Annotated in this window: 15 protein-coding genes and 2 pseudogenes; 11 read left to right on the forward strand and 6 right to left on the reverse strand. The window is 56.8% G+C overall.

What is annotated here, in order from left to right:
- Positions 1–620 precede the first annotated feature (620 nt).
- From J2R80_RS02965 to J2R80_RS02975, 3 genes and pseudogenes are all read right to left on the reverse strand, one after another.
- Positions 621–1,211 (reverse strand): UPF0149 family protein, encoded by a 591-nt coding sequence (locus J2R80_RS02965; RefSeq protein WP_253637952.1) that lies wholly within the window; start codon positions 1,209–1,211, stop codon positions 621–623.
- Positions 1,212–1,240: 29 nt separating this feature from the next.
- A pseudogene (locus tag J2R80_RS02970) lies at positions 1,241–1,601 on the reverse strand (transposase); the annotation flags it as partial.
- Positions 1,602–1,657: 56 nt separating this feature from the next.
- Positions 1,658–2,119 carry a transposase gene (locus J2R80_RS02975; protein ID WP_141343522.1) on the reverse strand — a complete coding sequence of 154 codons (462 nt, stop codon included), beginning with the start codon at positions 2,117–2,119 and terminating at the stop codon, positions 1,658–1,660.
- Between the two features lie 640 nt (positions 2,120–2,759).
- On the opposite strand from J2R80_RS02975, the gene J2R80_RS02980 reads away from it, so the two are divergent.
- The 8 genes from J2R80_RS02980 (at position 2,760) to J2R80_RS03015 (ending at position 12,798) form a co-directional block, all read left to right on the forward strand.
- Complete coding sequence (locus tag J2R80_RS02980) at positions 2,760–6,140, forward strand: DNA methyltransferase (protein ID WP_309143799.1); 3,381 nt, start codon at positions 2,760–2,762, stop codon at positions 6,138–6,140.
- Positions 6,141–6,568: 428 nt separating this feature from the next.
- Positions 6,569–7,651, forward strand: coding sequence for an Acg family FMN-binding oxidoreductase (locus tag J2R80_RS02985; RefSeq protein WP_253637953.1), 1,083 nt, complete (start codon positions 6,569–6,571; stop codon positions 7,649–7,651).
- Between the two features lie 345 nt (positions 7,652–7,996).
- Complete coding sequence (locus J2R80_RS02990; RefSeq protein WP_253637954.1) at positions 7,997–8,488, forward strand: cupin domain-containing protein; 492 nt, start codon at positions 7,997–7,999, stop codon at positions 8,486–8,488.
- A 636-nt stretch (positions 8,489–9,124) separates the two neighbouring features.
- Entirely contained in the window at positions 9,125–9,331 is a 207-nt protein-coding gene (locus J2R80_RS02995; RefSeq protein ID WP_253637955.1) for a hypothetical protein, read from the forward strand.
- Complete coding sequence (locus J2R80_RS03000) at positions 9,328–9,630, forward strand: type II toxin-antitoxin system RelE/ParE family toxin (protein ID WP_253637956.1); 303 nt, start codon at positions 9,328–9,330, stop codon at positions 9,628–9,630. The genes J2R80_RS02995 and J2R80_RS03000 overlap by 4 nt, the downstream gene beginning before the upstream one ends.
- A 938-nt stretch (positions 9,631–10,568) precedes the next feature.
- Entirely contained in the window at positions 10,569–10,835 is a 267-nt protein-coding gene (locus J2R80_RS03005; RefSeq protein WP_253637957.1) for a DUF3892 domain-containing protein, read from the forward strand.
- A 479-nt stretch (positions 10,836–11,314) separates the two neighbouring features.
- Positions 11,315–11,653, forward strand: a complete 339-nt coding sequence (locus J2R80_RS03010; RefSeq protein ID WP_253637958.1) for a helix-turn-helix domain-containing protein — start codon at positions 11,315–11,317, stop codon at positions 11,651–11,653.
- A gap of 17 nt (positions 11,654–11,670) precedes the next feature.
- Positions 11,671–12,798 carry a site-specific integrase gene (locus J2R80_RS03015; RefSeq protein WP_253637959.1) on the forward strand — a complete coding sequence of 376 codons (1,128 nt, stop codon included), beginning with the start codon at positions 11,671–11,673 and terminating at the stop codon, positions 12,796–12,798.
- 698 nt (positions 12,799–13,496) lie between these two features.
- Here the strand turns inward: J2R80_RS03015 and J2R80_RS03020 are convergent.
- The gene (locus J2R80_RS03020; RefSeq protein ID WP_253637960.1) at positions 13,497–14,327 is read right to left on the reverse strand and encodes a nodulate formation efficiency C protein; all 831 of its coding nucleotides are present in this window, start codon (positions 14,325–14,327) and stop codon (positions 13,497–13,499) included.
- A gap of 168 nt (positions 14,328–14,495) precedes the next feature.
- The gene (locus J2R80_RS03025) at positions 14,496–14,894 is read right to left on the reverse strand and encodes a hypothetical protein (protein ID WP_253637961.1); all 399 of its coding nucleotides are present in this window, start codon (positions 14,892–14,894) and stop codon (positions 14,496–14,498) included.
- Positions 14,895–15,490: 596 nt separating this feature from the next.
- Here J2R80_RS03025 and J2R80_RS03030 point away from each other — a divergent pair.
- From J2R80_RS03030 to J2R80_RS03045, 3 genes and pseudogenes are all read left to right on the forward strand, one after another.
- Positions 15,491–16,477 (forward strand): hypothetical protein, encoded by a 987-nt coding sequence (locus J2R80_RS03030; protein ID WP_253637962.1) that lies wholly within the window; start codon positions 15,491–15,493, stop codon positions 16,475–16,477.
- A gap of 65 nt (positions 16,478–16,542) precedes the next feature.
- Positions 16,543–16,999 (forward strand): annotated as a pseudogene (locus J2R80_RS03035) (IS5/IS1182 family transposase); the annotation flags it as partial.
- Positions 17,000–18,317: 1,318 nt separating this feature from the next.
- On the forward strand, positions 18,318–18,803 hold the full coding sequence (locus tag J2R80_RS03045) for a hypothetical protein (RefSeq protein WP_253637964.1): 486 nt from the start codon (positions 18,318–18,320) through the stop codon (positions 18,801–18,803).
- A 148-nt stretch (positions 18,804–18,951) separates the two neighbouring features.
- Here J2R80_RS03045 and J2R80_RS03050 read toward each other — a convergent pair whose 3' ends face one another.
- Positions 18,952–20,916: an ATP-dependent endonuclease gene (locus J2R80_RS03050; RefSeq protein WP_253637965.1), complete on the reverse strand. Its 1,965-nt coding sequence runs from the start codon at positions 20,914–20,916 to the stop codon at positions 18,952–18,954.
- Between the last annotated feature and the right edge of the window lie 176 nt (positions 20,917–21,092).

The raw sequence follows: 21,092 nt of genomic DNA on the forward strand, positions 1-21,092 counted from the left end.
ATTTAGGTAAGTGCCGCTTGATTTAAGTGAGGATATATTTTTGGTTGTGCAATGTAAGGCTGCACTACAATTGGAGGGAGAATAGAAATGATGGGCAGACATGGAATTGCGGTTACATTACTCGCTAGCCTCGGAGTTCTCCTCGCAACGGCAACAGCTGACGCGAGACCACGGTGGAGAGATACGGGAGCAATGGGAGATTGGACCGGTAGGGACTGGAGCTGTTCGCCGAACCGGTCAGATCCTGTGCCTCAAAATTGCACGGGCACGAGCCGTGGAACCGTTGCCGTTTGCTGGCTTCTGAGACCTACCGGCGAATGCCAAGGCGCTAGAACGTGGTGCACTTACAAGACTGTAAGACTCGGCACGCCAACGGATGGCGGTAGCCCAGGCCGCGTCTACGTTTGCCGTTAGGGCCGCAAAGATTTTTATTGGATCAAGCTTTCGCTGAGTCGCCTGCGTGGTACGTTTAGCGTTCTTGCTTGGCAAGCTTTCGCGCCTAAGAGCCGACGAGCGGCCGAAGTACATTCGGTCGGGTATGCACCCACCGGCCATCAAGCCTCGCTCGAACGGATCAAGAGCTCGGTCGTAACCGGTATGAGCCCCCACGTCCGCGATGATTAGCGGTCGCGTGCGTAGCGGATGGGCATCCAGTGCTGGCGCAGCGCCTCGACGACGGTTGGGATATCGAGGTAGGCGTTACGGAGGAAATCCTCGGTTTTGCGACCGTTTCGTGGCGGTCCGAGCAGCGGACGGGCCTGATCGTCGCGACAATGCAGCAGGATGGGCAGCAGCAGGCCGTGATTGACGTTGTTGACGTCGAGCAACGGCGCCCACGCCGACGGTCTGAGCCGCATCGCGGCATAGAAACCCTGGCACCAGGGATGCGCATCGATGTTGCCGCTGGGGTCGCGCCGGTGCATCGGCTCGAACCGATCGGGGGCAGTCGAGAGGGTGTTGCTGATGTCGTTGTGGCGCAGCGCGACGGCGGAGATCGCGGCGAACTCCGGCGTGCCGCCATGGTTGAAAGCGTCGGCATCGATCGCGAGCAGCGGACAGATCCAATCGAGCGGGCTCATTGACACCGGTCCGGCCACGATCGCGGCGGTATAGCCGTCGAGCATGGGAATGCTGGTGGCGGCAGGATGGCGATCGACGCGATCCTGGAGCCATCGCTCGAGCTTCGCAAGCGACATCGCGGCTGACGCCATCGACGATCCTGCCTTATGGCGACGTGGGCTCATGCCGCTGCCTGCGGTGTGTGCCGGCGCGCCGCCTTCCAGTTCCAGGCGAGCAGCTCGTGCAGCTGATGGCTCTTGGTTCGCCCGGACACGATGCGCTCCAGCACATCGGTCAGGTAGGCCTGCGGGTCGAGCTCATGGAGTTTTGCCCGTGTTCACGAGCGACGCCAGGATCGCCCAGCTCTCGGCGCCGCCTTCGCTGCCGCTGAACAATGAGTTGCGTCTTCCCATCGCAATCGGGCGCATGGAACGCTCGACTGTGTTGCTGTCAACTTCGACACGGCCGTCGCGGAGAAACAGCGTCAACCCGTCCCAGTGATTAAGTGCGTAGTTGATGGCCTCCGCCAGCTTCGATTGGGAGAAGAGCTGGCCGACCATTGCGGTCAGGCGCGTCCTGAGCGCCTCCATCAGAGCAATCACCGGATCCCTCGAAGCGCCGATAGCACCACCGAAAGCGTCGCCAGTTCCACCCCCGGCTCGACCCGGATGCGCGCCCCGTTCACCTCGATCTCGACCACTCCACAGACCTTGGCCGGCGGCGTGGCAATCTCCACGGGCTTCGTCTGTACCGGCGAAATACACTCGGACTTGCCAACCCTCCCGCCATCGCTCTCGGCGCCAATTTGGATAGGCACGAAGTTCTGGGCTTTGCCGGCCAGCGCCGCCGCTACCTGGCGTCGCCACACCGTGAGCAGTCCGCGAGAAACGCCATTGCGCCGCGCCACCTCGGAGATGTTCGCCCCCTCCTCAAAGCTCTCTGCCGCGATCCGGGCCTTCTCCTCGCTCGTCCACCGTCGCCGCCGGCGCTCCCCAGTGATCACCTCAACGCGGCGATAAGAGTCACCTTCCTGCCTGGCATCAAGCATGGCATTTGCCATCGCGCCACCTCCACCGATCAGCTCTTGCCAGCCTGTATCGCAGACAAGCTTCGTCACTGCGAGGTGAGGCCCTCATGCCGGTTACGCTCGGTCGCATATATAAGGAAGTGCCCGGCGAAGAGATCAGTACAAAAGAGGCGACTGACGTGGCGCATCCTTTTCTAGCGCTTTACAGGCCGGCAAGCCCGTGCCCGGAAGCTCGGCGGCATCATTCTTTTCGCTGCCGGCATCCAGAAAGGACATACGGTCTTACGATGCAGGCGTGCCAGCGCCAGTTCTTCCTCGAGTCCGACGACGCGGGCGAGCTGACGGTTCTCTGCCTGCAGCGCAGCAATGCGCGCCCAACAGCACTTCAACACTAGGTTCGCCGGATACCGCGCCGAAACGCCAGGCTCAAGGCAGGCCCGTGACAAGACGCTCCTTCGATGCCGGATCGTATCGCCGGCGCCCGTTCCGACCGACAAGCCTGACCGCAGCCATGACGGCAACGTTAACCATTTCTTAGGATTCGTGGCTACTAGAGAACAAAATTGCCTTGCTAGACTCCCGCAGCCAAAGACGATTCGTTAGGGTGCAACCATAGAGAGCGTTAGCCTGCTGGGGTCGCGTCGTGCAGAGAGAGAGTGAAGCGCCGCAGCACGTGGTAACGGCGGAAGCATTTATAGAACGATGGGCGGGCCGGGAGGGGGGCCAAGAGCGCTCTAATTATTCGATGTTTCTGCGAGAACTATGCGAGGTGATAGGCGCGCCTGTCCCCGACCCTGCATCCGCTAGTCACCAATTCAACGACTACGTATTTGAGCGTGTCGTGGAGCGTCGCCGTCCGGATGGCGCCACGGAACGCGGTCGAATAGATCTATACAAGCGTGACTGCTTTATCCTCGAAGCTAAGCAGAGCCGTCAGAAGGGCGCCAAGAAGGCCGTGTTGGAAGGTCAGGCGGATCTCTTCGCGGACACGAAGGCACAACCACCGCATGGTAGTGCGATCGATCACTTGATGATCAACGCCAGACGGCAAGCAGAAGGTTATGCACAAGCGCTGCCTAGAGACCATCATTACCCGCCGTTCTTGCTTACCTGTGACGTAGGACGAACCATAGAGGTGTACGCGGATTTCTCAGGCCACGGCCGACACTACACTCAATTTCCTGACGCCAGAACCTTTCGCATTGAGATGGCGCAACTCACGGATTCTGCCGTACGGAAACGCCTTCAAAGTATCTGGATCGAACCTCTCTCGCTAGATCCTGCCGTCCAAACAGCTAAGATAACCAGCGAAATTGCTGGAACCTTAGCGGAGGTCTCAAAGGCCCTTGAAGCGAGAGGATTCACGCAAACGGATGTGGCCGTATTTCTGATGCGCTGTCTCTTCACAATGTTTGTGGAAGATGTCCAGCTGATCAGGAAGGATAGTTTCAAGGAGCTTCTTTCCAATTGCGTGTCTAGTCCAGATCGGTTTCCTCACGAAATGGACGACCTCTGGAGGCACATGGACGTCGGTGACTACTCACCGGCGATTGGAGAGAAGCTGTTGCGCTTTAACGGCAAGCTGTTCAAGAAGGCGAAGGCGCTTCCACTCCTCAAGTCTGAGATTGTTCTTCTGAGGCAGGCGGCAGACGCCGACTGGAAGGAGCTGGAGCCGGCAATCTTTGGTTCCCTGTTTGAACAAGCATTGAACCCGGAGGAGCGGAGGAGGCTTGGCGCACATTACACCCCCCGAATGCACGTAGAGCGGCTCGTCAATGCTACCATTATCGAACCCCTGACGCAGGATTGGCTTGCCGCCCAAGCCGCTGCCGAACGCGCTCTGAGGTCTGGATCAAAATCAAATGCAATCAGGGAAGTTGCGGACTTCCTAAAGACCCTTTCGAGTGTGCGTATCCTTGATCCCGCTTGCGGGACAGGGAACTTCTTGTATGTCGCACTTCGTTTAATGAAACAGCTGGAAGGCGAAGTACTAAAGCAGCTTCAAGACCTAGAAGGTGATGACGGGCTAAGACAGTATGCGAGCTTGTCGGTGAAGCCAGACCAATTCCTCGGCATGGAGGTGAATCGTCGGGCGATCGAAATCGCAGAGCTCGTGTTGTGGATAGGCTATTTACAGTGGCACCTTCGTACACGTCCAGATCGCCCTGCGGAGCCTGTGCTTGGAAGTAGTGATCACATCATCGATTGCAACGCGCTCCTAACGTGGGATGGATATCCCCTGCCCCCCTCACGCCTTGCTAAAGGAAAGCGGAAATCTGCGTACTTCGACGTCGCGGTCCGGCGGTCTGAATGGCCGGATGCCGACTTTATAGTGGGAAATCCTCCATTCATTGGAGGGAAAGACCTTCGCGATCGACTTGGAGACGACTACGCCGAGGCCCTTTGGAAGGTGCATTCGGAGGTGAATCCTTCAGCGGACTACGTCATGTACTGGTGGGAACGGGCTGCTGAGATTCTCACGCGCAAACGGACGCGCCTCAAGCGTTTTGGCTTTGTGACGACAAATTCTATTACTCAGGTGTTTCAACGTCGCATTATTGAGAAGCGGCTTAAAGCGGACCCATCTGTATCTATTGTCCTCGCCATTCCCGATCACCCCTGGACCAAAGCCGCGAAGGATGCTGCGGCCGTTCGCATTGCTATGACAGTGGTCGAAGCAGGCCTTCACGAGGGGGTCGTGCGAAAGGTGACGACGGAAGATCGATTGGAAACGGACGAACCTCAGATCGCATTTCTCGAGAGGCGCGGCATCATAAATGCCGATCTATCGATCGGAACCGACCTAACAAAGACCGCGGCGTTGAAGGCAAATGATGGGCTATGTTCGCCCGGTGTAAAACTTCACGGCGACGGATTCATCGTGGACAAGAGGCAAGCCAAGACCTTGGGGCTCAGCCGGCGTCCAGGCCTGGAGGGCCATATCCGAGCTTACCGAAACGGTCGGGATTTGACGTCGCGCTCGCGCGATGCACTAGTGATCGATCTTTTCGGGCTTGGCGCAAAGGAAGTTCGGGTGCGATATCCCGAGGTGTATCAACACTTGCTGGAGAAGGTTAAGCCCGAGCGAGATCGGAACAACCGTGCTTCATATCGCGAGAATTGGTGGCTTTTCGGAGAGCCGCGCCGAGACATTCGACCCGCTTTCGGCAAGTTAAAGCGCTATATTGCCACTGTCGAGACTGCGAAACACCGCGTTTTTCAGTTCCTCGACTCGTCCATTCTTCCCGACAATCGAATCATCGCCTTCTGTCTCGAAGACCCGTTCTATTTAGGTGTCCTTTCGTCGAGAGTTCATGTCACTTGGACATTGGCCGCGGGCGGAACCCTTGAAGACCGACCGATCTATACGAAGAGCCGCTGTTTTGATCCCTTTCCATTCCCAGAAGCGACTGCGAAGCTAAAGAAACGAATAGGAGCATTGTCTGAGGAACTGGACGACACTCGCAAACTGGTGCTGAGCGAGCACAGCGATATCACACTGACGTTGCTCTACAACGTGCTCGATATGGTCAAAGGTGGTGCTGTTCTAGACGATGTGGCCCAGAGCGTTAAGCATCGCGGCAAGGTACTTATTTTAATGGACCTGCACGACCAGATCAACTCGTTGGTCGCAGAGGCTTATGGTTGGAAGGCGGATATCAATGATGACGATATACTTCACGGCCTGGTGGACCTGAATAAACAGCGAATTGGGGAGGAGTCTCGCGGTCTGATCCGGTGGCTGCGGCCGGATTACCAGATCGATAAATTTGGCGCATTGGCTCATCGCGCTGACAAAGTTCAAGAGATTGGAGTGTCCAGTCTGTTGCGCGGCAAGCTTGAGTTTCCTCAGGCTCCGAAGGATCAGGCTGGCCAAATTTTGCGATTGCTTCGACGGAGTGTCACACCGCTCACCCCCGAGCAAGTTGCTGCTGCGTTTAGGGAAGGAGAGCAGATACTGGTTGATGTTAAAGACATTCTCCAGTCGTTCAACCGGTTGGGCGACGCCGAGTCTGTGGATAACGGTCGAAGCTTCTTTGTGCAGTCGGCTTGAGTGTTCCGCCTGTGGCGCACTGCGGGTCCTGCGGCGTAGCTCGCACGCTAGCGTCTCTGGTAGGCGAGACAGAAGCCCGACGTCGCAACACAAGAGCACACGCCGTTCAGTCATATCTTTCCCTACACAGAGTGCCGGATTGTATGCCCGAAAAGACGCCGGTGTGAGGTCCCGCCTAGTTGCGTCCACAGCTAGCGCGCGCTACAGCCCCGCATGATGGGATCGGTCGACGTGGAACGATAGCCAAATGCCATGCTCGATATCAGACAGGAAGGTGATTTCTATCGTCGCGTCGCGGTGAATCACGGGGGACGTCGCCGGCAACGACGGAGCCGCGACCAGCAGTGGACATTTCGATTGATCCCGAAAGGCCCGTCTTGCATCCGTGGTGTTGGTTACACTCACTTGGTTTTCTAGAGGCGCCAGCCATGCCGTTCGACCGTCGAGACGTTCTGCGCGCCCTGCTTGGATTCGAAGCTTGCTCCACGAACTACGCGTCGCCTGCGGCGGCAGCATCCATGACTTATGAGGATGTTGCACGCGAGATTCGAGCCCCGTTGCTGAGCGCACCGAGAGATCACGAACTCGTGCGGTTTGCCAGCCTTGCCGCCAACAGCCACAACACGCAGCCTTGGCGTTTCAACGCGAGCGATACACGGATCACCATTACTCCAGACTATGCACGCAGGTGCCCGGCGGTGGATCCGGACGATCATCACCTATTCGTCAGCCTGGGATGCGCGACGGAGAACCTCGTGCTGGCGGCGTCCGCCATTGGACTCCGGGCCAGCCCCAGCCTCGACGGTGACGCCATTAGCGTGGGACTTGAGCCGGGACCGGTTGTCAAGTCGACGCAATTTGAAGCCATACCTGTGCGCCAATGCACGCGTGCCAAGTATCACGGCCGACCGGAAGGCGGCCTGGCGCTACTAGAGAAGGCTTGCGCAGAACGCGGCGTGTCGGCAATCTTCATAACCGACAAAACGAGGATCGCAAACGTCATCGACTACGTGCTTCAGGGCAATTCGGTGCAAATGCGCGACAAGGCCTTCATGGATGAACTGGTGAGTTGGATGCGTTTCAGCGAGGCCGACGCGGTTACGGCGATGGACGGCTTGTTCTCGCGCGCCACCGGCAACCTCGCATTGCCGGGTTGGATCGCGCGGCCGCTACTTCGGTTATTCTTCACCGAGAGCGGAGAGAACCAGAAATATCGCGAGCATATCGAAAGCTCGGCCGGCATTGTCATCCTGACCGCCGATGCCGCTGACAGAGCTCATTGGGTCGCGGTGGGTCGTTCATGCCAACGCTTCGGGCTACAGGTGACAGCTCTTGGTCTCAAGTATGCGTTCATCAATCAACCGGTCGAGGTGGTGGCGTTGAGAACGCAATTTGCCTCATATCTCGGCATCGGGCAGCGTCGTCCAGACATCGTCATGCGGTTTGGCGCGGGACCCGATCTGCCAAAGTCACTACGCCGGCCGCCGCAAAAAGTGATCGCTACGCCGTGATCGCAATATTCGCCACAGTATCATTTATCTCCCAGAAGGCCGGGTATGCTGCACCATTCTCCTTGCCGGTACTGAAAACAATGTTCCGCGCACGGTCTTCCGCATCCACTCCCAACGTTTCCTTTGCGATGCGAAGTTCCTTCGCGCCGACAGTCGCTTCTAGCGTCGCAAATAGTCGAAGGCCAGCTCAGCGTTCACCGCTCCTACGCTTAGGTCGCGGCTGTTTGACCGTAAACTCTCGAGTCCTTGACCCCAAGCCGTCTTGGCCACGGACGTCGCTCGTGGTGCAGCATTCTGCTATTGTAGCTTTTCTCATTGTTGAAAATCGACCAATGGAGCAGGCGCATGCCAAACAGCCAGCAAATCGCGGCGAAGTCGAACAGCCCGGTGCCGCAGGGTTATGTGCTTGGTGCCAGCGAGGGTGAACACCTGATCCATTTTCGTGATGGCGGCAACATCTTCATCATGGTCGACCCCGTAACGGGATCCAACAATCTCGGCCTTGGTACGCAGCAGTTACCCAAGGGGTCAGGCATTCCGGTTCACCGACACCTCGACAGGGACGAAGTTTTCTACGTTCTGGAAGGCAGTGGCACGGTTACACTCAATGAGGTGTGTCACTCTTGCGAAAGAGGTGGAACGATTTTCATACCCAAGAACACGTGGCATGGCTTCAGTAGTCCAGATCAGGAACTGGTTCTGCTGTGGATCATGGTACCCCCAGGCCTCGATGGTTTCTTTCGCGAAACCTGCAGCCGACCCGGCGAACCGCGAAAGGAATTGACGCAGGAGCAGATCAACTCGATCGCTCTCAAATACGGGCAAGAATTCAGGTAGGCGGGCTCAAACATTTGCCCACAAGAGCAAGGACGCGGATCCCGGAATTGGCCCATCGCGACATTTCGCTGCGCTGCGATACTTTGCTGCATCGAGGGCATAGCGGACATCGAGCAAGCCGCACCGATCAATCTCGATTTATGCGGCGCGCCCTAGTCTTACTGCGTCACAAACGAAGCATCAGAGGCACAATCCCGGGTCTATGGTTCGCAAGCTCGTTTCGTAGGATCCGATCATGCACATCACCGTCACCACGTAACACCCGAGCGGCTCGAAGAGTTTCGACGCATATACAAGGAAGTTTCGGTAGGAGGAGATCACTACACCGGGGGTGACTGATATCGCCGCATCGTCTTCTCGCGCTTTATGAATTGATTTCGCGCCCCTTGCCCGGCGAGCACGAGAAGCCTCCTCCTTCGAAGCGCTGCCGGAGACGCTTATGGTCCGTGGGATGTGCTGGCCATCTTCGGTTTGCAGTTCCCGGAGTAGTTCTTGTGCCCATGCGGCACGTCACCAGTTAACGTTGTAACGTCGTCGTCGACTCCCAGCTGATGAGTTTCTCATGAAGCCTTCGAGTCGCTCCAAAGCGGGTGACGCGATTTCTGCGCGAGTGTGCGATTGTGATATATTGATTATATGAAAAGTCTTTTGAAAGAGGCGATGGCAGAAGTGGCACGGCTTCCCGAAGCGACTCAGGACAAGATCGGCGAGGAGCTGCTTCTGCATGTCGACAAGGTGCGCCAGCTCCGCGCAAAGCTTGAAAAGGGTATTGCATCGCTCGAGAGCGACGAAGGCCGTGAATTGCAGATAAAAGATATTCTCAAGCGCGCCCGAACTGCATGACGGCAAACAAATCGCGGCTCGTTTGGTCTACGGATGCAGAAGATGATCTCATCCAGCTGTTGCGTTACGGCGCCCGCGAGTGGTCGCAGGATGTTTCCGATGCGCATGGACAAACAATTTGGCGGAGCTGTAGCCGCCTCCTTCAGCATTCGGAGCTTGGCCGATTGCGCGACGATCTCATTCCCGGCCTACGATCAATCGTTATAGATCCACATGTCGTATTCTATCGGGTGTCCGATGATGCGATCGAAATCGTCCGCGTGATCCACCAACGCGAAGATACTGAAACTGTTTTTTAGTGAGACGGCGCTCTCAGCAGGGTTTGACAGTGAGCTCAAATCTCATTCCTCAACGAGCGGCACCGGACAGCTACTATGGGCCCGGCCCCAATGGCGGATACTGGCGTCAATCTAATGTTCGATCCGGTTATGGACACACAAGAGCCGAGCCCCTATTCTCAAAACGGGACTCTCCTCAATCCTTATAGGATCGGGCATCTTTACACGACGCGAATTGTGCCATCCGTGCAGCGCCACTGGTAGGCTGCAGGTCAACTGGTCCTCGAACGGGAGGAGATCACTACAGCAGAGGCGACTGATATCGCGCACAGTCTCCTCGCGCTCTATAGATTAGATTGAATACGCGCCCCTTGCCCGGCGAGCACGAGCAGCCCCTCCTTCGCCTCCATCTCTGGCTCAAAGCGCTGCCGGCGAACTCTGATATTATTCAAAGTGCGCTGACCATCTTCAGTTTGCAGGTCACGCAGGATTTTGCCCCCACTCGGTACGTTCACTATTCAAGGTTCGAATGCCCTTGTTGACTCCCAGCCTGAGATTCATGAACTCTCGCGAGCTGCTTAAGCAGGCATTTGAACGCTGGAGTTGTATTCAGGACCAACCTGGTGTATCTTCCAAGCAAACACAGGCAGGTGGCGCCCATGCTCCTTGAGCCTCCGCACCTTGCCCTAATGCACGTTAGCTGCCCCAGGGCAGCTTCGCGGTTTACGGCTGTCATGAGTCCACATGCAGATAATTCAATGATTGCAGCGGGAGATAACGATGAGCTCGAGAGATAAAGAACCCAAGAAGACAGTGCGACGGGATTCTGAGGATGGTCGGTTTGTTACGAAGCGCTACGCAGACAACCATCCGAAGACCACCGAGACCGAGCGGGTTCGGGTCAAACCGCCGGCGTCACCCAAGAAGCGCGGAAGATAAGCCATAAGGGGGCCGATCTAATGACGAGCTACCAAGTTACCTGTCATGTTCCTGACGGAGCCGATCGAGATCAACGTATCGACGCGATCGGAGGCGCTGAATGGAAACACCTTATTGATGATGCAATCTACAACATCGACAAGCGCATACACGATTATTGGACGTATGCCGCCGGGGCACGCACCAAGGTTATGGTTGCCGAGCGCAGTAACGGTCGAAAGTACCCCAAGACTGTTGCGGACGGCATTGAACCAAACAATCTTCTGGCACTACCTCGGTGCTCTTGATCGCATCGAAGGGGCGACGCAAAGCCGTGGGCAGGAAATCGGTATCGCAGTCGCGAACGGCAATCGGACGCTGGCCCGCCGTGCTGCCCTCCTCGGATCACGGCGAGCTGCTTACGCTGCTTTGGTCCGACCGGAAATCGACTGGTGGCTACCGGCGCTTCGATCATGTCACCTCACGGCGGGCATGATCGAGGCCAACAAGGGCTTCCGAGATTGAAGGCGCATAAGCAATTGTCGGTTCTGCGTGCGGCCCTTCAAGCTCGTCACAATCGCCATGACGATCACGCCCGTTGCCCACGTCACGACGGCTGCGAACATTCATTCCGGCAACGCAGTTCAACAGCGATAATCCCGCGTCGACTCCCACCTCTGGCTTACTGAAGGTCTCTGGCCCAGGCTAGACAAGTCGTTCACGAACGAAAGCGGGTCAATTGCAGAGCCTCCAGTGGAAGCCCGCCTAAGATTCACGGACGTCTCCTGTGGTCACGGCTCCGCGCCTGGCCGTCGTTCCAGTCGGCGCGCAACATGTGCACATGCACAAACCTCCCAACAATGGTAGAGTCGAGATGCCAGCCGGCGATGATAATTCGCCGGCGCCGTATGGTTCTTTGAAAACTCCCGACTGTTTCAGAGCCGATGCTGAGTTATTGACCACCGCTGAAGTGGCCGAACTACTGAGGATTTCCACTTCTAGCGTGCGACGCCTGCAACAGCGGCGACGCATTCCCTTCCTCAAAGTGGGCGGCAGCATTCGTTTCGCCAAACACGACATCATTTCGTATTTGGCGAGGCAGCGGACCGAAACAATCGATAAATAACGGATATGACAGTACGAATGATAAAAACCTCGTGGTGGGTCGATTTCACGGTCAACTCCACACGATATAGAAAACGTAGCCCTGAGAACACAAAGGCCGGTGCGCAAGCGTACGAAGCTACCTTGCGACAAAAGCTAGCACGTGGCGATTCGATAGAACTCGGAGCGCTACGGTCGAAGGACCTGACCTTTGCCGAGTTCGCGGTGAAATGGTTTGACGACTATGTAAGACCGAACAACAAATATTCTGAGCAACTGTCGAAGAAGTACATTCTATCTTCGTCTCTGCTCCCATTCTTTGGTCGCAAGCCGGTGGGACAAATTAAAGGACACGACATCGAACGTTATAAAGCTCAGCAGGTCCAGCAAGGGTACACCAACAAGACGATCACGAATCGCCTGACGGTGCTGAACAAGTGCTTGCTCACCGCATATGAGTGGCTGGAGCTTGAGGAAGCGCCACCGAAGATCAAATGGCCAAAAAGGGCGTTGCCCGAAATTGACTATCTTTCGCCGGAAGAGTGTGAGTTGCTCCTTTCCCAGGCCAATGGCCTAGTGCGCGAACTGGTTCTGACGGCGCTGCGGACAGGTATGCGGCAAGGAGAGCTCAGGGGCCTTCAGTGGTCATCTCTCGATTGGCTCACGCGCACCGTTGCGGTGAGACATTCATACGATGATCGTGGGAAGACGCTCGTCGCGCCAAAGAATAACCGCACGCGGCATATACCGCTCGACATTGATGTGTACACGATGCTTTACCGGCGTAAAAAGGATACCGGGTACGTGTTCCGAGGCTCGGAGGGTCGCCCGTTCACCAACTACCGAATGCACTACGCGATCCGCAAACTCTGCAAGAAGGCTGGGTTTAGAACCATCGGCTGGCACACGCTTCGCCATACGTTTGCTTCTCACCTCGCAATGCGCGGAGTGCCACTCCCGGCAATCAAAGAATTAATGGGACACTCCACCATAACGACAACTATGAGATACGCCCATGTGGCGCCGTCCACGCTCCGGACAGCCATCGAAATGCTGAACCCAAAGACAATGATGGCGACGGATTCTGGGCAACCCGTGGGCAACCGGTGGCAAGAGATCCAAAGGAGCGTTGCGCGTCAAAACAACTCTGCGGCAGAATACGCTTGATTCTAGCGACGAAATCGTAGCGTCGCGCGACAAACGTAGACCATCTTTCTTGTGACCCTACGGGGAATCGAACCCTGGTCTGCGAGCTTTGATTTGAGCTTGGAAATGGACCAAAAAGAAGGAAAGACTAGAAGTAGAGCCAAAAATTGGAGACTTCAATCGTACTCAAGTTAGCCGGGATTAGTCAGGCTTTATCACTTTTTGGGCAACCCGTGGGCAACCACGCAGTATTATTAGCAAAGGCGATACGGCAAAGGTGATGAAGCATAACGTAAAAGCCGCCATATGGCGGCTTTTGCGTTGAAGAGACCGAACTGGTGACCGAGCAAGTGAGCCCTGATTGACCAATGGCAGCGGCGAAAGGTCGAAAGGATCGATGGATGTCAATCGGCCCTTTAACTGCGGGCTGTTTTCAAGCTGCCATTCTTTCTCTGAAGTGGCACGCCAGTGGCGATTGCTCCGTCGGAGCTGGTCGGGGGTACGGAGACGGAGCGATCGCGGCTCGGCGCGACGATCGCCTAGCGGGCTTGGATAATCGATGCGTCCTACATGACAACAGTCCGGAACGTCAAAGCGCGGCAACCGTGTTGGTCTGCAACCTTGCCTCGCCCGACCGACCGACAAACTCCACTTGCGCTTGGTTGCCGAGATCGAGACGTGCGGCACGAAGCGCAGACACTTAGGATCAACAGCGAACGTCATTTTGACAACACCTTCCTGTCCGCCTCGAACGCTTCCTGATCTTTCGGGTCGGCAAGCTCAAACCAAGAGCCGGGTGCATACGTTGCGATAACCTTGGCAAAGAACGATTTTGGCTCCCAATCTTGCCCTTCGCGCTTCTCGAAAATGATGACTCCGTCGCGGGTGAAATAACTAGGTCCGGAAACATTGCAGTCGACCGAAAGCCCGACGCGCCACAGCCCGCCCTTCACGGTTTGCTGCTCATCTATCATCGGCGAATAATGCACTCCAACCGGCTCGTCGATAGAACAGCGGCCACGCCGCAGAAGATCGCCCAACTTGCCCTGCGCGGTGGTTACGAAGTTGAAGTTGGCGGGATTATGCAGAAAGTGACGGTTCACGCCGCTTTCGTCGTTTGTCACTTCGTGCGCAAGGAGCGAGAGTGCGAACGCCTGCCAGCCTAGTTCCATCGGCTTTGCATACGGCGCCACAATTTTCACGGTGCCATCGGGCGCCACTTCCCAGGTCACAGTATATTCTTCGTTTGTTTTATCGGTCCGGTGTTTGGCCCCCGAAAAGATAACTCGCTCGCCCGAGTCGGTCTTTTGACCAACCTCCCATCCCCTGGGGATGAAGTGTGCTACCTTTGAGACCTTAGTGAAGATTTGCTCCGCTGTCTCACCATCCTGCGCTCGCCAGGTTGATTTGACGTTATCGACAAGCGGATTGTCGCTCGTACGAACATCGTCGCTCTTACCGGCTAGCCCACCCGGCAAAATGAACCATACGCCAAGGCCGACACAGAGGCCAAGACCGAGACAAAACCAAAGCACGCGCCGATCGATCATTTTCGCTTCCCCGAGCAGGTGGTTCCTATACCGTTGTTGTTGGGGGTCGGCGGCGATACTTATGGAGCATGGCGACAATTTCCACGAGACCGGGTCGGGATTTCAGTTCGGGATTGGGGTCCGGAGGAATAGCGCGCCGTCGGCCCTATTTCACGCGTGGCCGATTACTTAACTTACCGCAGGCCGATGGACGTGTTTCAAACGATCCAATATCTTTGAGCCTTCGCTGAACGATTTCGACCAAGATTGCTCCGCAAAATCCAGGTGGCACTTCAGTAGCTCAGACGGGGTTTTCGAGTCGGCAAGAGCTCTCAGAAAAGCAGCCTGGTCGTGCAGAGAGGAAGGAGCCAATTTTAACGTGTCATTCAGTGACGCGGCGAACAAGTTCCTTGTCGCTTCGATTGATTTTTGCCATTCCGGAAACGTAAATGAAACGCGCGATGCAGCTGCGGCCTTTTCTCCAAGATGATCAGTCGCGCCGCCTGCTCCAGGGGGTGACGCCTCGGCCAGTTCGGGCCCACGTGTTCGCCGTTCGCGTTTCCCGTCTTCGTGTATAGTCGCGGTCATCCGATATCTCCCGGAAAGGATTTCTACGTGCCGAGTGGCTCGCCGCTCAGTTTCAATCAGCAAGCTTCAGAGGGTACCACCACCTTCAACATGTCATACCTGCCTTATCTGGTAGCGCTCGATCGGGTACTGTCCAGAATCTTTCGCACTTTTGATCAGGGGACGGCGGCGCAGGAGAACTGGCTGGCCAAAGCCCCGACGCACGCGTCACGGCACGCCAGCAAGCCTCCGCGGCGTTCCTCGCAGATCACTTCGATCTCTGGCAGCAGACCTTGCGGCGGATCTCCGGCAATCAAAACCGGCCGAGGAATCACTACGCGGTCTCGCGCCGCGGAGGGACCTGTGGGGTGAGCGCAACCAAAGTGTTGCTTCGTTCACTGCAGTAAACGCGAATGAGAATGCAGGGAACTTGAGCCCGCAGATCACTTTCGCGCGAGACCGTCTTGTGGGCAACAGAACAAGAATGCTACTTTAAATTGCGTGAGGTAGATCTCTGCCTCATTGCAAACATACAATTGGAGGTTGTCGTGACAAATGCAGCAGCGGCGCTTACCCACTCGGTATCAGTGACAGAGAATTCCGATGGACGATTGGAGGTGTTCAGTCTCGGAATCGACAGGGCGCTCTGGCACATCTGGCAGGAAAAGCCGAATTCAGGTCCATGGTCGAGTTGGGCCTCGCTTGGTGGCGTTCTCACCAGCTCGCCCTCCAGCGTCGATAACTCCGATGGTCGGCTGGAGGTCTTTGCGCGCGGAACCGATAACGCACTCTGGCACATTTGGCAGGACAAGCCGCATGCCGGACCGTGGTCAGGCTGGGCCTCGCTCGGCGGCACCATCACCAGCGATCCGGCCGTGGTCGACAATTCCGATGGCCGTCTCGAAGTGTTCGCCCGTGGTACCGACAATGCGCTGTGGCACATCTGGCAGGAGGAGCCGCATGCCGGTCCGTGGTCCGGTTGGGCCTCGCTTGGCGGCAAGATCACCAGCGATCCGGCGGGCGTGATCAATTCCGACGGTCGGCTCGAGGTTTTTGCGCGCGGGACCGACAACGCGCTCTGGCACATCTGGCAGGACAAGCCGCACGCCGGTCCGTGGTCAGCCTGGACCTCGCTTGGCGGCCAGATCACCAGCGACCCCGAGGTGTTCATCAACTCCGATGGCCGGCTCGAAGTGTTCGCCCGTGGCACCGACAAAGCGCTGTGGCACATCTGGCAGGAGAAGCCGCATGCCGGACCGTGGTCAGGCTGGGCCTCGCTCGGCGGCACCATCACCAGCGATCCGGCCGTGGTCGACAACTCCGATGGCCGTCTCGAAGTGTTCGCCCGTGGTACCGACAATGCGCTGTGGCACATTTGGCAGGAGGAGCCGCATGCCGGTCCGTGGTCCGGTTGGGCCTCGCTTGGCGGCCAGATCACCAGCGATCCCGCCGCGATCGCCAACAGCGACGGCCGGCTGGAAGCGTTTGCGCGCGGGACCGACAACGCGCTGTGGCACATCTGGCAGGATAAGCCGCACTCCGGACCGTGGTCCGGCTGGGCATCCCTGGGCGGCGTTCTCCTGAGCGATCCACTCGCGGCCTGATACGGAATGCACAAGAGGCCGGCCGTCTCACAAGGCGGCCGGCGCCTAACTGACCCATCATGATGATCCACCGCAAGATTGGTGGCGATGCGGTGCTGGGAGCTCGCTTCGGCCCGCTGCTCGATCTGGCGTAGCGGGTGCGCAGCCAGTATCAGCATCAGCGCGGTCCAAAGGTTTATGCGTCACATGCCCCGAGGTCGAGTGCATCGGCAAGGGCAAGGCCCGCGCGCCTTACGAGTTCGGATGCAAGGCAAGTATCGCCACCCCCGTGACCTTCCCGAAGGGTGGACAGCTCGTGCTCCATGCCAAGGCACTGCACGGCAATCCCTTCGAGGGGCACACGCTCGGCCCCGTGGTCGCCGACATGGAGAAGCTCACTGGCGTGGAGGCTCACCGCATCCATGTCGACAAAGGGTACCGCGGCCACAACCACCCGCATCGGTTCAGGGCCTGGGCTGGATCTCGGGGCTGGTCCGCCGCGTCACGGCTTCCATCCGGCGCGAGATGAAGCGTCGTGCGGCTCGGTCGCTTTACCTTGCGACGAACAAGAAAAAGGATGCATCAACCGGCGCACTGCTAGTCTGGCAGTTCACCCAAACTGCATTGTCGTTGCCGGCCCGATCAGCAGTGTTACACCAAGCGTTTTCCGCACCGATCGTCAACGTGTCCGCCTGAACCCACCGACTCCAACCCTTGATTGCTTGTACGTTGTGCCCGAAATCGATCTGATATATGCCAGCCCCTAACCTCTTGGTGTTCGCGGTGTTGCAACCGAAGCAGCCGGCTATGCTGCCGTCTGAGTTGATTGCCGCTGTTAAAAACACGACTCCTCTGGTCGGCTGCACTGAGCCGGGCGCAACACTGAGAGCGCGCTCCTGCCCTGGAAGGGTGTTGTTATCCTGTCTAGCCGTCTGTGCGACGGCAACACTGGAAAGAGCGATTCCCAGACACGTTAGTGCGATAGTGGCGACAGAGCGACCCATGATATCTCTCCTCTACTATGTGCGAACGCCCCCTGCCTTTGGGCAAGCCGGCGCTTTGACCAGCGTCAGCTTCGTTAGCAAAGCTGGCATGCCTCCGTCGCCCTAATCAACAACTAGTCCTGGTAGGTGAGCACGCGCTTGCTGTTACAACTCGTGACGTTAAGTGCATTTTCGAAGCTCAATTTGCTTCGCACGAGGTCGTGTGCCTGGCGCAGCTAATTGTTTGGGCAGCCGCCAATCCTAGTAGGCGCCGCATGCCCCTCTTGACGCTACAAACCTTGGCTAGACCGGATAAGCCGAGCTGCTGGGAATTCCGGATCTTTGCCATGGCTTGACGAGGAAGCGCAATTTGCCGGGGAGAGCTGTCGTGTATTGATCCGTCATTTCGTTCGACCGAATCATTTCGTTCTCGGTTGACCTAGCGAACGGAGCCTGATGCCCCTGCAATTCCATCGCGCTATCGAAGACATGGAAATATGGAGTGCGAGCAGCGACGGCTATTCGTTCGTGATCAGCTTCCAGAGCCCGACTGGTCGTGGCTTCCGCGGAAGGTTGGGCTGCGTCGCCTCGTGGCGTCCGCTTGACCAGAGCCGTGGCTCGATCAGAATTCTCGGCTGGCCGCTTCAAAGCTTCGCTGAGGCCGAGAATGCGTGCAACAGCATGCTGAATTACCTTCGAGACGTTCCCACTCGCTGAGAATACCGAGCTTTGCCAAATGCCCAAGTCGCGAGCGCCGCGCAGGATACTCGATCGAATCTCACCGCTCACTCATTATGTAAAGGCGTTGGAGCATATGCTGACAGTCGACGCAGACGAAGTTGATCTTTAGGAAACGGCATTTGGATCAGGGGTGCGCAATGAGAAGCGGGCAGCTTGACGATGAGTACGACCGCGATGAAGTCGAGGCGATTGCCGCGGCCCTTGACCTCACGCCCGACGAACTAAACGAAATCGAGTATACGATAAATGAGATCGCCAACGACGATGGGCTGGTTTACGCATACGGCGTAGAAATCAAAGAAGGAGCCCCGCAGCACATCCTCGACCGGCTTGCGGGACTACCCAGGCGGGGCAACTTAGTGCTGATCCATCTGTCCGGAGATGCCCGCGACGCAGATCAAGAGCAAATGGAAATAGAGATGGCCAGGACCACCGTTTACAAAGTAAAGCTCTACAACATCGCTACAGATGAAGTGGTTATCTCCCGGCGCATGGCCACATACGAGGGGGCGGCCAAGATGGGAGGGTGGACAGTTGAAGGCACCGGCCATGTAGTTGACGTAACTGACCTAGAAGCCGGAGAGGAATGGACACCTCGCGATTTCGATCCGACCAAGATATGACGGTGCTCACGACTGCGATGCGTCAACCGCACAAACGCTCCCGAACATGATTGATTACCATCATACGGCGAGCCAATTTGGTTCTCCCGACTCATCCCATAAGCGCTAAACCCTCCAAACAACGCTCGCAGTTACGGCGACCTTCTTGTCATGCTGCCGCGTCCTTTGCTTGGCCGAACGCCGCAAGACGTCGTATCAGGCTTGTTAGCACTTCCGGCTTTTTACCCTCTGCCCAGGCAATGGCAAGCAGCTCCCCGATCAACGCCGGATTTTTTCTGAGACCTCCAGCAGCAGGATCAATGGCGCGCCGCGCTTCATTGTTGACCCGATCCCAATCCGCCGCCTCGAAACACTGCCTAACGGAATCTTCAATATTATTAGGCCAGATCGCACAACAGGCACCCCAAACAATGGCCGACGGGAAATGATCGCCCCCCAGCTCAAGAGCCGCTAGGAGAGCTTTGTTGTCAACCTCATGGTGACGTCGACGATCAGGATGTTCCTCATCACCGTCAGCGTCGAATATGACGAAGCAGGGTATCTCCAGCTCCTGAGCGATAGTGAGCAATTGAAGAATGTTCGACTTTCCTTCAGTCGGCAAAATATGAAGTCCGGCCCTTCGCATAGCATTCCATTCGCCATCGAGATGAAGTGCCGCTGAGAGATAAGCACGATCGGCAATCCCCTCGACGAGCACCAACCGCTGACTGAAATACAATTCAGATGGTTCCGGCCGCAACGCCGCGAGTAGCTTTGCTCTAGCGACGGGGTTCTTGTCTGGCTTCTTGCCCGTCGCTTTAGAGATACGCACCGCGAACCTGTCGAAGTCTGTGCACTTTACATGCGATTTCCCCGATTTTCCGTCGCGCCGAACTAACCGGATATCTTCAAACTCTTCGCCGGACACGAAATAAGGGCTGTGAGTTGTGAGCATAACTTGGTTGCCCAAGGCCGCCAATTCCCTCAGCACGGCCGACAGGTGTTTCGCTTGCGGCGGGTGTTGATAAAGCTCAGGCTCTTCACAACCCAATATAAGGGCAGGTCTTTCGATGCTGGTTTCCGCGGAAGAAGCGCTTTCGACGGACGCAAGCTCCTGCAGAATTGCGAGCAAGAACGACCTTTGTAGGCCGTGACCGAAGCGCAGTATACTTCCCTTGAATGAACCTTCCTGTGCTTTGATAGTTGCTTTCGGTTCACCAATTGAAACCGACTTGTCACTGCCCTGTAGCCATTCAACCATTAGGCTCGCGTCGGGGTGGGCGAAGACAGCGAGACGTTTCGCCAAGCCGTCTGAGATTTCTTGAAGTGTGCCCTGCTGCGCCTGAAGGAGCGCGTCGTACTCTGCACGAGCACGAGCACGCAGAGCCTCCAATGCATCGTCGAAGTTAACCTTCTGCCGGACAGTCCGTTGGAGCAACTTACCCAAGGCGGTGTTTCCCGCTTCTTCTGCTTCGGCGGATGCGTCCTTGACGGCTGGGAGATAAACCCACTGCACATAGGGCTCAAGCCTTCCCCTTGCCCTGCCGACCCCATAAAAGTGATCAGTGCTTCGCTGGCTCTCACAACTTTCCGGACGAGCCTCCTCATAAGATCGAAGAGCCTCTATCATAGCCGCCTTGGTCGGCTTTTTCCCGATATCAGGGAAATCCGCCAATCCCTTCGTGACCTCTAAGAAGCGAGCGCGGAGCGGCTCTACTGTCGCCTTGTTCTTGTCGTCCTCGAAAAAGACGGCGAATTGTTTAAGAACGAGGCGCTCTCCCCACTGAATAACGGGAGCCTTGGCTGTTTTGGCATCGAAAGCAGCAATGGAAGTTACAACCAACTCTCCATGGCGAACGTAGTGAGACAGGTCCTCTTTGGCCGCGTCGCTGAGTTGATCGAAGGTTACAGTGATTTGCACGGGTATGTTCGTGTTCCCATCGTGGAAATCTTCGGCCGTCAGCGTTGCGACGTCTGTTGCACTGCTAGCCTCTTGGAAGAAGACATTTAACGCGCCCAGGATCGTCGACTTTCCTGCGCCGTTGGGCCCGACCAAGCAAGTACATGAGTCAAAAGACACTGTTTCGTCCTCGAAGGCCCTGAAATTCTGCACGCGGACCGAACGGATTCTCATGACATCCTCCATAAGCAATAAACTATTTGCACAACTTTCGCGGGCTTCTGCCCGATTCGTCAACTGTAAAGTTCTTTCTTCGAGTCGCTTTCTGCGAAAACAAAAACGACCGCATGCCAATAATGGGCGCACGCCGTCTCGCTGGTAAGATAATCGTTGGAGCTAGCTGCACGATC

It is taken from the genome of Bradyrhizobium sp. USDA 4541 (genome assembly GCF_024171085.1).
Classification (GTDB): domain Bacteria; phylum Pseudomonadota; class Alphaproteobacteria; order Rhizobiales; family Xanthobacteraceae; genus Bradyrhizobium; species Bradyrhizobium australafricanum.

Excerpts from the sequence above, each read along its gene's own strand:
- J2R80_RS02965 (WP_253637952.1), bottom strand. The coding sequence starts at position 1,211 with ATGGCGTCAGCCGCGATGTCGCTTGCGAAGCTCGAGCGATGGCTCCAG.
- J2R80_RS03000 (WP_253637956.1), top strand. The coding sequence starts at position 9,328 with ATGACGGCAAACAAATCGCGGCTCGTTTGGTCTACGGATGCAGAAGAT.
- J2R80_RS03045 (WP_253637964.1), top strand. The coding sequence starts at position 18,318 with ATGAGAAGCGGGCAGCTTGACGATGAGTACGACCGCGATGAAGTCGAG.
- J2R80_RS03025 (WP_253637961.1), bottom strand. The coding sequence starts at position 14,894 with ATGACCGCGACTATACACGAAGACGGGAAACGCGAACGGCGAACACGT.
- J2R80_RS03050 (WP_253637965.1), bottom strand. The coding sequence starts at position 20,916 with ATGAGAATCCGTTCGGTCCGCGTGCAGAATTTCAGGGCCTTCGAGGAC.
- J2R80_RS03015 (WP_253637959.1), top strand. The coding sequence starts at position 11,671 with ATGATAAAAACCTCGTGGTGGGTCGATTTCACGGTCAACTCCACACGA.
- J2R80_RS02975 (WP_141343522.1), bottom strand. The coding sequence starts at position 2,119 with ATGGCAAATGCCATGCTTGATGCCAGGCAGGAAGGTGACTCTTATCGC.
- J2R80_RS02985 (WP_253637953.1), top strand. The coding sequence starts at position 6,569 with ATGCCGTTCGACCGTCGAGACGTTCTGCGCGCCCTGCTTGGATTCGAA.
- J2R80_RS02995 (WP_253637955.1), top strand. The coding sequence starts at position 9,125 with ATGAAAAGTCTTTTGAAAGAGGCGATGGCAGAAGTGGCACGGCTTCCC.
- J2R80_RS03005 (WP_253637957.1), top strand. The coding sequence starts at position 10,569 with ATGACGAGCTACCAAGTTACCTGTCATGTTCCTGACGGAGCCGATCGA.
- J2R80_RS02990 (WP_253637954.1), top strand. The coding sequence starts at position 7,997 with ATGCCAAACAGCCAGCAAATCGCGGCGAAGTCGAACAGCCCGGTGCCG.
- J2R80_RS03020 (WP_253637960.1), bottom strand. The coding sequence starts at position 14,327 with ATGATCGATCGGCGCGTGCTTTGGTTTTGTCTCGGTCTTGGCCTCTGT.